This is a genomic window from Limnohabitans sp. MORI2 (assembly GCF_027925025.1).
Classification (GTDB): domain Bacteria; phylum Pseudomonadota; class Gammaproteobacteria; order Burkholderiales; family Burkholderiaceae_C; genus Limnohabitans.
The window spans coordinates 2305014-2316923 of sequence record NZ_AP027058.1; the positions used below are offsets into that span (position 1 = coordinate 2305014).

Here is an 11910-nt window from a genome sequence, read left to right on the forward strand (position 1 = left end):
CCAGTGGTTCTAGAGGGTGACATGATACCATCGACACCCCGCCAAGCCGCATGAATTGGGGCTTGCAACGACCTCTCACACCCTACACCCATGAGCCAATACTGGAGCGCTGTGGTTCACAGCCTGACCCCTTATGTACCGGGCGAGCAGCCCAAGATGGACAACTTGGTCAAACTCAACACCAACGAGCATCCGTTTGGCCCATCCCCCCGCGCGCTCGAAGCCATTCGCGCCGCCACCAACGACAGCCTGCGCCTGTACCCCGACCCCAACGCCGACGCACTCAAAGCCGCGCTGGCTCGCCACCACGGCGTCCAAGCCAATCAAGTGTTTGTGGGCAATGGCTCAGACGAAGTGCTGGCCCACGCTTTCATGGCGCTGCTCAACCGCCCCGGCGGCTTGTGGTTCCCCGACATCACCTACAGCTTTTACCCCGTGTACTGCGGTTTGTATGGCGTGGACTACCGCACCATCCCGCTGGCCGAGGACTTCCAGCTACGCGTCGAAGACTATCTGCCACACGACGGCCAAGCCGCAGGCGCCATCATCTTCCCCAACCCCAATGCGCCCACAGGCTGCCCCTTGTCGCTGGCCGAGGTCGAGCGCATCGTGGCGGGCAACCCGCAAGCGGTGGTGTTGATTGACGAAGCCTATGTGGACTTTGGCGCCGAAAGCGCGGTGAGCTTGGTCAACCGCTACCCCAACTTGCTGGTGTGCCACACCTTCTCCAAGAGCCGCTCCCTCGCAGGCTTGCGCGTGGGCTACGCCGTGGGTTCAGCCGAGTTGATCGACGGTTTGGAGCGCGTGAAAAACAGCTTCAACTCCTACCCCCTCGACCGCTTGGCATTGGCCGGCGCGGTGGCTTCAGTGGAAGACGATGCGTATTTCCGCGATAGCTGCGCCAAAGTCATTGCCACCCGTGAACAACTCGTGGCCGACTTGAAAGGCTTGGGTTTTGAGGTGTTGCCTTCAGCGGCCAACTTCATCTTTGCGCGCCACCCTGCACACGCAGGCGCTGCGCTGGCCAGCGGCTTGCGCGAACGCGCCATCATCGTGCGCCACTTCAAGCTGCCACGCATCGACGAGTTCTTGCGCATCACCGTGGGCACGCCCGAGCAGTGCGCAGCGTTGGTCGCAGCGCTCAAGGTTTTGGTGAAACACTAAGACCGTCACGCGCAAAGAAAAAGCCCTCGTCACGAGGGCTTTTTCATGTTGGCTATCGACCTCTGCAGTGAGGCCCATGCGCTTCAGCTCTTTTTGTGCAAGCGAAATTCTGCGGCCATGGCGTGGCCTTGCAAACCCTCGCCATGCGCGAGCACGCTAGCGATGTGGCCCAACGTTTGTGCACCCTCTTCGCTCACTTCGATCAAGCTGCTGCGCTTTTGGAAGTCGTACACGCCCAAGGGCGAGCTGAAACGCGCCGTGCCGCTGGTGGGCAGCACGTGGTTGGGGCCAGCGCAGTAGTCGCCCAAGCTCTCGCTGGTGTACGCGCCCAAGAAGATCGCGCCAGCATGCTTGAGCAACGGCTCCCACTTGTGCGGGTCGGTGCTCGACACCTCCAAGTGCTCGGGCGCGATGCGGTTGCTGATGGCGCACGCCTCTTCCATGTTGCGGGTGTGGATGAGCACGCCACGGCCATTGAGGGACTTTTCGATGATGTCTTTGCGCGGCATCTGCGGCAGCAAGCGTTCAATCTCAGCCTGCACCCGCTCGATGTAAGCCGCATCGGGGCAGAGCAACACGCTTTGCGCCAGCTCGTCGTGCTCGGCTTGACTGAACAAATCCATGGCCACCCAGTCGGCGGGGGTGGAGCCATCGGCCAGCACCAAAATTTCGCTGGGGCCTGCAATCATGTCGATGCCGACTTTGCCAAACACGCGGCGTTTGGCCGAGGCCACATAGGCGTTGCCGGGGCCAGTGATTTTGTCGACCGCTGGCACGGTAGCTGTGCCATAGGCCAAGGCGGCCACGGCTTGTGCGCCACCAATGGTGAAGGCACGGGTGACGCCTGCCACATACGCAGCAGCCAAGACGAGCGGGTTCTTTTCGCCCTTGGGCGTAGGCACCACCATGATGATTTCGCCCACACCCGCGACGTGCGCGGGAATGGCGTTCATCAACACGCTCGATGGGTAAGCGGCTTTGCCACCAGGCACATAAATGCCCACGCGGTCGAGCGGCGTGACTTTTTGACCGAGCAGCGTGCCGTCAGCATCGCGGTAGGTCCAGCTCTCGCCGCTGGCTTTCTTTTGTGCCTCGTGGTAGCTGCGCACGCGTGCAGCGGCGGCTTGCAAGGCGTCGCGCTGTTCGGCGGGCAAGCCCTCGAACGCGGCTTTCAATTCAACTTGTGTCAGCTCCAACGCGCTCATGCTGCCGGCTTTGAGACCGTCAAAGCGCTCGGTGTATTCGAGCACGGCGGCATCGCCACGCTTTTCCACATCGGCCAAGATGTCGGCCACGCGTTGCTCGATGGCGGCATCGGTGTCGGCAGACCAATGCAGACGCGCTTTGAAGTCGGCTTCAAAGGTGGGGCTGGTGGTCGAGAGACGAAGCGGTTTGGCCATCTTGTGTACGTGTGTGGTGAAAGGTTTATTTGGCAAGCGCGGCAGAAAACGCATCGATGATGCGGCGAATCGGGGCTTGCTTCATCTTGAGCGCAGCTTGGTTGACCACCAAGCGCGAGCTGATGTCCATGATGCGCTCGACTTCCACCAAATGGTTGGCTTTGAGCGTGTTGCCGGTGGACACCAAGTCCACAATGGCGTCGGCCAAACCAGTGAGCGGCGCGAGCTCCATGGAGCCATAGAGCTTGACCAAATCGACGTGCACGCCTTTGGTGGCGAAGAAGTCGCGGGCGATGGTGGTGTACTTGGTCGCGACCTTCAAACGCGCGCCTTGTTTGACCATGGCTGCGTAGTCGAAATCAGAACGCACCGCCACGCTCATGCGGCATTTGGCGATTTGCAAATCGAGGGGTTGATAGAGGCCATCCGTCCCATGTTCGATCAATGTATCAAGGCCAGTCACGCCCAAATCAGCACCGCCGTATTGCACATAGGTGGGCACGTCAGACGCACGCACCAACACCACGCGCACATCGGGCTGGTTGGTAGGCAAGATGAGCTTGCGAGATTTCTCTGGATCTTCGAGCACCTCAATGCCAGCGGCCTTGAGCAGCGGCATGGTTTCGTCAAAGATGCGACCTTTGGAGAGCGCGAGTGTGATCATTTATTTAACTCTTTCAATGTCAGCGCCAATCGCGCGCAGCTTGGCTTCCATCTTGTCGTAACCACGGTCGAGGTGATAGATGCGATCCACCAAGGTTTCGCCGTCGGCGACCAGGCCTGCAATCACCAGCGAAGCCGAGGCACGCAAATCGGTGGCCATGACGGTCGCGCCTGAGAGTTGCTTGACGCCTTCAATCACCGCCACTTTGCCGTCAATTTGAATGTGAGCGCCCAAGCGCACCAACTCGTTCACGTGCATGAAGCGGTTTTCAAAAATAGTTTCGGTCACCTTGGAAGCGCCTTGGGAAATGGCGTTCAAAGCCATAAACTGCGCTTGCATGTCGGTGGGAAAACCTGGGTACTCGGTGGTGCGGAAGTTTTGCGCTTTGAGGTGCGCATACGCAGGCGCGGTGCTTTGCACGCGAATGCCTTGGTCGTTGGCGGTGATGGTGACACCTGCATCACGCAGCTTGTCGATGACCGCGTCCAAATGATCGGCGCGGGCGTGGCGCAAAAACACATCGCCACCCGTGGCTGCCACGGCGCACAAGAAGGTGCCAGCTTCAATGCGGTCAGCCACCACTTTGTGGGTGCACCCGTGCAAGCGATCCACACCCTGAATGTGAATGCGGCTGGTGCCGTGGCCTTCAATCTTCGCGCCCATGGCAATGAGCATTTCGGCCAAGTCGGGAATCTCGGGTTCTTGCGCCGCGTTTTCGAGCACGGTTTCGCCCTCGGCCAAAGCTGCGGCCATGAGGAAGTTTTCAGTTCCGGTCACGGTCACCATGTCGGTAGCAATGCGTGCGCCGTGCAAGCGTGTGCGACCTGCGGGCAAGTGCGCCACCATGTAGCCGTGCTCTACATCAATGACTGCACCCATGGCTTGCAAGCCTTTGATGTGTTGGTCCACAGGGCGTGAGCCAATGGCGCAACCACCGGGCAGAGACACCTTGGCTTTGCCAAAGCGCGCCAGCAAGGGACCGAGTGCGAGCACCGAAGCGCGCATGGTTTTGACCAACTCATAAGGTGCTTCGGGGTTATTCAAACCGCCGGCATCTAAGCTGACTGTGCCGTCGTCTGCACGCTCGGCCGTCACGCCCATGTTGCGGATGAGCTTGAGCATGGTGGCCACGTCTTGCAACTGCGGCACGTTTTGCAAGATGACGGGCTGGTCTGTCAACAAGGCTGCGCACAGCTCGGGCAGGGCCGCATTTTTAGCGCCAGAAATCAGCACTTCACCGTTAAGGGTGCGGCCGCCGCGAACGAGTAATTTGTCCATCTGTTGAGAGCTTTCTTTAGGCTTGGTTCGCTGCGGCCTGCCATTCGCTAGGCGTGTAGGTTTTCATGGACAAGGCATGCACCTCGTCGGTTTTGATTTTGTCGCCCAAGGTGGCGTACACACGCTGGTGGCGTTGAATGAGACGCTTGCCTTCAAACTCGGCGGACACCAAAGTGGCGTACCAATGGCGGCCATCGCCCTCGACGTGCAAATGCTCGCAGGACAGACCTGCGGCAATGATGGCTTGTAGTTGTTCGGCAGTCATAGTTATCCTCGAATTTTGTAACCCGTGCGCAGCAAGTTCACGGCCACGGCCGACACCAACAACGCGCACACACCCACCACACCCAAACTCAACCAAGGCGATACATCGCTTTGGCCAAAGAAGCCAAAACGGAAACCGTCGATCATGTAGAAGAAGGGATTGAGGTGGCTCACACCTTGCCAAAACGCAGGCAAGGAATGGATGGAATAAAACACGCCGCTCAAAAACGTCATGGGCATGATGATGAAGTTTTGAAACGCGGCCATTTGGTCAAACTTATCGGCCCACAAACCCGCAATGAGCCCGAGCGAGCCGAGCATGAACGCGCCCAGCACCGCAAAGGTGATGACCCACAAGGGCTGCACGGGCATGAGCGAAAAATTCAGCACCGACGACTGCCACACAAACAGCACGCCCGCCAAAAACACACCCGCCCCCACAATGAGGCCGCGCACCATCGCCGAGAGCGCATAGGCAAAAAACCAATGCCAGTGCGAGAGCGGCGTGAGCAGCAAAAACACCAAGTTGCCCATGATCTTGCTTTGCACCATGGACGACGAGCTGTTGGCAAACGCGTTTTGCAACACGCTCATCATCACCAAGCCAGGAATAAGAAACGCGGTGTAGCTCACACCCTCAAACACCTGCACATGCTCTTCGAGTACGTGGCCAAAAATCATCAGGTACATCACTGCCGTGAGCACGGGCGCCGCCACGGTTTGGAAACTGACTTTCCAAAAGCGCAGCACTTCTTTGTAAAACAGAGCGGTCCAGCCGTTCATCATGCTTGGCCTCCGCTGGCGTGTTGCATCACATCGAGGAACACGTCTTCTAAATCGGCTTTGCGAATTTCCACATCTTGGGCTTGCAAGCCGGCTTCGCGCACCGCGGCCAAATGGCGTTCAATGTCGGTAGCATCGTTGGCAGGCAGCTGCACGATGCGGCCAATCACACGGGCTTGCGCGGCCAGCGCCGCAGGCAGCTCGCCATCGAGCTTGAAGCGCAGCACGCTGCTGGATGCGGCCTTGAGCAAGGCCGAGGTGCTGTCGAGCGCCACCACCTTGCCTTGCTTGAGCATGGCGATGCGGCTGCACAAGGCCTCAGCTTCTTCGAGGTAGTGCGTGGTCAGCAACACGGTGCTGCCCTCGCGGTTGAGTTTGGCAATGAACTGCCACAGCGTTTGGCGCAGCTCCACGTCCACACCGGCCGTGGGCTCGTCGAGCACGATGACGGGGGGCTTGTGCACCAAGGCCTGCGCCACCAACATGCGGCGCTTCATGCCGCCTGAGAGTTGGCGCATGTTGTGATTGGCTTTGTCGGAGAGACCGAGGCTATGGAGCAACTCATCAATCCAGTCGTCGTTGTGCTGAATGCCAAAGTAGCCCGACTGAAACTTGAGTGCTTCACGCACATTGAAAAATGGGTCGAACACCAGCTCTTGCGGCACCACGCCCAACATGCGGCGCGCCTCTGCAGATTGGTTGGTCACGTCGACGCCATGCACCAGCACAGAACCTGATGTAGCTTTGGCCAACCCTGCCAAGATGCTGATGAGCGTGGTTTTCCCCGCGCCGTTGGGGCCCAAGAGGCCAAAGAACTCGCCTTTTTGGACATCAAAGCGCACGCCGTCCAAAGCCTGAAACGGACCTCGGGCGGTTTGGAATATTTTGGAGACGGATTGAAAAGAGATAGCGGGCATGAGTAGCCTTAGATTTTAAGGCTTTACCAAGACCCTGACTTAGTCCAGCAAAGTGCTGAGCCCGTAAACCTTAGCCAAGGTTTGCGCACGCTCGGGCAACCCCACAATGCGCAGCTTTGCACCACGCGCCAACACCGCCCGCCGACAGGCCAAGATCACGGCCAAAGCGGATGAATCGAACTGAGTCAAAGCCGACGCATTCAACACCGCCTCTCCTCCATCGGACACACAAGCACTGAGCAAAGGCGCTAATTCATCAGTCACAGCTTGCGCTTGCGCCTGCATCAGCACTGCAGGCAATGCAACTGAAGTGTAGGCGGCAGATGTCATGGCTTATTTGGACGCGCGAGCGTTGGCCTTGTTGCGATCGACCAAACTGGCGATCAAGCCATCGACGCCTTTGGCGTTGATTTCTTGGGCAAACTGGGTTTTGTAGTTCTCAACCAACCAAATACCCATGACGTTCATGTTGTAAACCTTCCATGAACCATCGGTTGTTTTTTCAACGCGGTAGTCGAGCTGAATGGGGTCGCCCTTGCCTCGCACTTCGGTGCGCACCAAAACTTCCTTGTCGTCAGCAGCTGCACGCAAAGGCTTCACCGAAATAGTTTGGTCACTCACTTGTCCCAGTGCGCCTGCATAGGTACGCACCAGCAAGGTTTTGAATTCTTCTTGCAGTCGCTTTTGCTGTTCAGGGGTGGCTTGGCGCCAGCCTGGCCCGACAGCAGAAGCTGTCATGCGTAAAAAATTGACATTGGGCATGACGCGCTGGTCTACCAACACGATGATTTTGTTGATGTCACCGTTACGAATGGATTTATCTGCCTTGATGGCCTCCAAGATGTCTGACGATACACGCTTGATGAACGCATCTGCGGCTTCGTCGCTGGCCTGCGCTGCGCCACCTAAGCCGAGTGCAAACACACCCAAAGCCCAAGCGGCCAGTGTGCGACGTGTCAAAAAGCGGGTCATGGTTTCAAACTCCAAAATTTCAATTCTTCTTCAACGCGCGATGACGTCACTTGGCTGACGGTTTCGCAGCTTCAGCACTGGGGTCTTCCAATGGCTCGTCATCAGGTGGATTGCCGTCGTACACCTGATTGCGACGGAATTGCAGATACGAATCACGCGTAAAACTGTATTTATCGATAGCAGCACCCGTGAGCAAATCTGAAGTCTTCAGCAAACTGGCGCGCTTGTCGACGATTCGAGCGGCCATAGCCACATTACGTTCGGCGATATCGTCGTGCTTGCTCACCAAATCAGTCGACAACTCCAATGGCAAGACCGAGGTGTCACGCAACGTAGACGGTCCAAACACCGGCAAGACCACATAAGGACCATCTGGCACGCCCCAATAGCCCAAGGTTTGCCCCAAATCTTCAGGGTGACGTTGCAAACCTATTTCAGTTGCCACGTCAAAAATACCGTAGATGCCCAGCGTGGTGTTGACCACCACCCGCATCAACGACTCCGCTGTCTCACGCCCTTTGAGCTGCAAACCGTTGTTCACGGTGGAGAACACATCTGCCAAGTTGCGAAAGAAATTACCAATGCCTGTTTGCACGAGCTGCGGTGTGTAATCACGGTAACCCGTGGCAGCAGGCTTGAGCACGTTGTCATCCAAGACATCGTTGAACCTAGACACACTGCGATTCATCGGCTCCAAGGGATCTTTGGGATTGGCGCCAGGGCCTGTGGCACAACCAGTGCTGAGTAGCGTCAGGGCCACCAAAGCCGCATAGGCACAGCCGCGTTTACACACATCCAGCATCACTTACCACCCTTGTCTGCGCCATCAGCTGCCTTGTTGTAGAGGAACTGGCTGATCAGATTTTCCAGCACCACGGCCGATTGGGTGGCTTGAATACGATCGCCATTGGCCAAGTTATCAGCTTCTGAACCTGCCTCGATGCCAATGTATTGCTCCCCCAACAAACCGCTGGTGAGAATTTTCAAAGAGCTGTCTTTGGGAAATTGGTAACGGCTCTCGATGCTCATGGTCACTGTGGCTTGGAAGGTTTTGTCGTCGAACGTGACGTTTTCCACACGGCCCACCACCACACCAGCGCTCTTTACCGCGGCTTGACGCTTCAAACCACCAATGTTGTCAAAGCGGCCACTCACGGTGTACGTAGATTGAAAATTCAAAGTCAGTAGGTTGGCCGACTTCAATGCCAAGAACAAAATGGCCGCTGCGCCTAAGAGCACAAACAAACCTACCCACACATCAACTTTGGAGCGTTGCATAGCTTCCTCGATTCATCAAATACTGAACATCATGGCAGTGAGGATGAAGTCCAACCCCAACACGGCCAACGAAGCGACCACCACCGTTTTAGTCGTGGCGCGCGAAACACCTTCGGGCGTGGGCTGTGCTTCATAGCCTTGCAGCAGCGCCACAAACGTCACGGTCACACCGAACACGATGCTTTTGACCACGCCATTGCCCACGTCTTTCCACACGTCGACGCCGCCTTGCATCTGACTCCAGAACGAGCCGGCATCCACGCCAATCATCAACACGCCCACCATCCAGCCGCCCAAAATACCCACGGCGCTGAACACCGCCGAGAGCAATGGCAAAGCGATGACGCCGCCCCAAAAGCGTGGGCCCAAGATACGGCGCACAGGGTCAACAGCCATCATGTCCATGGCGCTGAGTTGCTCGCCCGCTTTCATCAAACCAATTTCAGCGGTGAGCGATGTGCCGGCGCGGCCCGCAAACAACAAGGCGCTCACCACGGGGCCTAGCTCGCGCACCAAGCTCAACGCCACCAACAAACCCAGCGCTTCGGCAGAGCCATAACGCTGCAAGGTGTAGTAGCCCTGCAAGCTGAGCACAAAACCCACAAACAAGCCCGACACCGCAATGATGGCGAGCGAGTAGTTGCCCAAGAAATGCACTTGGTCACGCACCAAACCAAAGCGGCGCATATTGCTACCAAACAAACCCACAAGGCGAATGAACAAGCGAGCACCCAACCCCAAGCCGGCTAAGTAGCTTCGCACTGCAAAACCGACGTTTGCTACGAATTTCATGCCTCACCCTCCACACCAAAGTCTTGCGCCACGGTTGGGCCTGGGTAGTGGAAACGCACAGGGCCATCCGGCGCTGCGGTGACAAACTGTTTGACCAAGGGGTCGGTGCTGTGGCGCACTTCGTCAGGTGTGCCTTGTGCGGCAATCTTGCCGTTGGCCAGCACAATGACTTGGTCAGCAATGTGGAAAGTCTCATCCAAGTCATGCGACACGATGATGCTAGTCAAGCCGAGTGCATCGTTGAGTTGGCGAATCAAACGTGCAGCCGTACCGAGGGAAATTGGATCCAAGCCAGCAAAGGGCTCGTCATACATGATGAGCTCTGGATCAAGCGCCATGGCACGGGCCAAGGCCACACGGCGAGCCATACCGCCCGAGACTTCGCTAGGCATCAAATCGCGTGCGCCACGCAGCCCCACAGCTTCGAGCTTCATCAACACGATGTCACGAATCATGGACTCACTCAAGTCCGTGTGCTCACGCAGTGGGAAGGCCACGTTGTCAAACACGCTCAGGTCAGTGAACAACGCGCCAAACTGAAACAACATACCCATGCGGCGACGCACGGCGTACAAATCGGTGGGATTCAGAGCTGCGACTTCTTGTCCATCAAATGTGAGGCTGCCGGACTGCGCACGGTATTGGCCGCCAATCAAACGCATCACCGTGGTTTTGCCACCACCTGACGCCCCCATCAGCGCCGTGACTTTGCCACGCGGAATGCTGAGCGTTATGCCATCCAAAATGACGCGTTCGCCGTAGCCAAAGCGAATGTCATGCAGCTCGACCAAATTGGAAGCGCTTGGATTTAATGAATAAGTGTGAGTCATAGAAACAAAAGCTGGCCTGTTCATGAAACAGGTCAGCCTTTGCCATTTTAGAGCCAAGCCCTTACAGGCTTGTAAAGATGAGAAATTAACGAGGCAAAGTTGTGCTACCCATCAAGAACTCGTCCACCGCACGCGCAGCTTGACGGCCTTCGCGGATGGCCCAGACCACCAAAGATTGGCCACGACGCATGTCGCCAGCAGCAAACACTTTGGGCACATTGGTGGCGTAGCCACCCTGCTCATCGGTGCTGGCCTTGGCATTGCCACGAGCGTCTTTGTCCACGCCGAAGCCTTCCAAAATGGTGGCCACGGGGTTCACAAAGCCCATCGCCAAGAACACGAGGTCGGCCTTGAATTCTTTTTCGGTGCCTGGCACTTCGGTCAGCTTACCGTCTTTCATTTCGACTTGGACGGTTTTCAATGCGGTGAGTTTGCCGTCTTTACCCACGAACTCTTTGGTAGAGATGGCGAACTCGCGCTTGAGCAAGCCTTTTTCTTCGCTCTCGTCATGGCTGGAGCTGGTGCGCAGCTTCAGGGGCCAGTAAGGCCACACCAAAGGCTTGTCCTCTTGCTCGGGTGGCATGGGCATCACTTCAAACTGTGTGACGCTGGCTGCACCGTGGCGTGTGCTGGTGCCCACGCAGTCGGAGCCGGTGTCGCCACCGCCGATGACGATGACGTGTTTGCCATCCGCACGAATTTGGTCTTTGAGCTTGTCGCCTGCGTTGACCTTGTTTTGCTGGGGCAAGAACTCCATGGCGAAATGCACGCCGCTGAGTTCGCGACCGGGCACTGGCAAGTCGCGAGACTGCTCGGAGCCGCCGGTCAGCAACACAGCGTCGAAGTCTTTCTTGAGTTGCTCGGGGCTGACGGTTTCTTTGGCCCAGTTGGTAACCTTGGAGCCTTTGGGCAATTCGCCCACCATCACGCCGGTGCGCACTTTCACGCCTTCGGCTTCGAGCTGCTTCATGCGGCGGTCGATGTGCGACTTGTCCATCTTGAAGTCGGGAATACCGTAACGCAGCAAGCCACCCACGCGGTCGTTCTTTTCGAACACAGTCACATTGTGACCAGCGCGTGCCAACTGTTGAGCAGCAGCCAAGCCAGCAGGGCCGGCGCCCACGATGGCCACTTTTTTGCCTGTCTTGTGTGCGGCGGGCTTGGCTTGCACCCAGCCCTCGGCCCAAGCTTTGTCGATGATGGCGTGCTCGATGGACTTGATGCCCACAGCGTCGCCATTGAAGTTCACCACGCACGCGGCTTCGCAAGGTGCGGGGCAGATGCGACCCGTGAACTCGGGGAAGTTGTTGGTCGAGTGCAAGGTCTCGATAGCCAGCTTCCAGTCGCCGCGATACACCAGATCGTTGAAGTCGGGGATGATGTTATTGACAGGGCAGCCGTTGTTACAAAACGGTGTGCCGCAGTCCATGCAACGTGCAGCTTGTGTGTTGGCTTGTTTGTCGTCCAAACCAATCACAAATTCTTCGTAGTTTTTCAAGCGCTCTTTGACGGGCTTGTAGCCCTCTTCGATGCGCTCAAACTCCATAAAGCCAGTGACTTTTCCCATG

14 protein-coding genes are annotated in these 11910 nt (G+C 57.3%); 1 reads left to right on the forward strand and 13 read right to left on the reverse strand.

What is annotated here, in order from left to right; all coding sequences use genetic code 11:
* Positions 1-90: 90 nt before the first annotated feature.
* On the forward strand, positions 91-1164 hold the full coding sequence (gene hisC / locus QMG27_RS11065) for a histidinol-phosphate transaminase (RefSeq protein ID WP_281811306.1): 1074 nt from the start codon (positions 91-93) through the stop codon (positions 1162-1164).
* An 83-nt stretch (positions 1165-1247) separates the two neighbouring features.
* Here hisC and hisD read toward each other — a convergent pair whose 3' ends face one another.
* The 13 genes from hisD to QMG27_RS11130 form a co-directional block, all read right to left on the reverse strand.
* Positions 1248-2564 carry a histidinol dehydrogenase gene (gene hisD, locus QMG27_RS11070; RefSeq protein WP_281811307.1) on the reverse strand — a complete coding sequence of 439 codons (1317 nt, stop codon included), beginning with the start codon at positions 2562-2564 and terminating at the stop codon, positions 1248-1250.
* A gap of 25 nt (positions 2565-2589) precedes the next feature.
* Positions 2590-3228 (reverse strand): ATP phosphoribosyltransferase, encoded by a 639-nt coding sequence (hisG, locus tag QMG27_RS11075; protein ID WP_281811308.1) that lies wholly within the window; start codon positions 3226-3228, stop codon positions 2590-2592.
* On the reverse strand, positions 3229-4506 hold the full coding sequence (murA, locus tag QMG27_RS11080; RefSeq protein ID WP_281811309.1) for a UDP-N-acetylglucosamine 1-carboxyvinyltransferase: 1278 nt from the start codon (positions 4504-4506) through the stop codon (positions 3229-3231). It abuts the gene before it with no gap.
* A 16-nt stretch (positions 4507-4522) separates the two neighbouring features.
* Entirely contained in the window at positions 4523-4771 is a 249-nt protein-coding gene (locus tag QMG27_RS11085; protein WP_281811311.1) for a BolA family protein, read from the reverse strand.
* Between the two features lie 2 nt (positions 4772-4773).
* Positions 4774-5553 carry an ABC transporter permease gene (locus QMG27_RS11090; protein WP_281814630.1) on the reverse strand — a complete coding sequence of 260 codons (780 nt, stop codon included), beginning with the start codon at positions 5551-5553 and terminating at the stop codon, positions 4774-4776.
* On the reverse strand, positions 5553-6470 hold the full coding sequence (locus QMG27_RS11095) for an ABC transporter ATP-binding protein (protein WP_281811313.1): 918 nt from the start codon (positions 6468-6470) through the stop codon (positions 5553-5555). Before QMG27_RS11095 ends, QMG27_RS11090 begins: the two co-directional genes overlap by 1 nt.
* A 39-nt stretch (positions 6471-6509) precedes the next feature.
* Positions 6510-6800, reverse strand: coding sequence for an STAS domain-containing protein (locus tag QMG27_RS11100; protein ID WP_281811315.1), 291 nt, complete (start codon positions 6798-6800; stop codon positions 6510-6512).
* Positions 6801-6803: 3 nt separating this feature from the next.
* Positions 6804-7442 carry an ABC transporter substrate-binding protein gene (locus QMG27_RS11105; protein WP_281811317.1) on the reverse strand — a complete coding sequence of 213 codons (639 nt, stop codon included), beginning with the start codon at positions 7440-7442 and terminating at the stop codon, positions 6804-6806.
* A gap of 46 nt (positions 7443-7488) precedes the next feature.
* Positions 7489-8244 (reverse strand): VacJ family lipoprotein, encoded by a 756-nt coding sequence (locus tag QMG27_RS11110; protein WP_281811318.1) that lies wholly within the window; start codon positions 8242-8244, stop codon positions 7489-7491.
* Positions 8244-8720 (reverse strand): outer membrane lipid asymmetry maintenance protein MlaD, encoded by a 477-nt coding sequence (mlaD, locus tag QMG27_RS11115; RefSeq protein ID WP_281811320.1) that lies wholly within the window; start codon positions 8718-8720, stop codon positions 8244-8246. The genes QMG27_RS11110 and mlaD overlap by 1 nt, the downstream gene beginning before the upstream one ends.
* 15 nt (positions 8721-8735) lie before the next feature.
* Entirely contained in the window at positions 8736-9512 is a 777-nt protein-coding gene (mlaE, locus tag QMG27_RS11120; RefSeq protein WP_281811322.1) for a lipid asymmetry maintenance ABC transporter permease subunit MlaE, read from the reverse strand.
* Complete coding sequence (locus QMG27_RS11125) at positions 9509-10342, reverse strand: ABC transporter ATP-binding protein (protein ID WP_281811324.1); 834 nt, start codon at positions 10340-10342, stop codon at positions 9509-9511. The genes mlaE and QMG27_RS11125 overlap by 4 nt, the downstream gene beginning before the upstream one ends.
* Positions 10343-10427: 85 nt before the next feature.
* Positions 10428-11909 (reverse strand): glutamate synthase subunit beta, encoded by a 1482-nt coding sequence (locus QMG27_RS11130; RefSeq protein WP_281811325.1) that lies wholly within the window; start codon positions 11907-11909, stop codon positions 10428-10430.
* Position 11910: the final 1 nt, after the last annotated feature.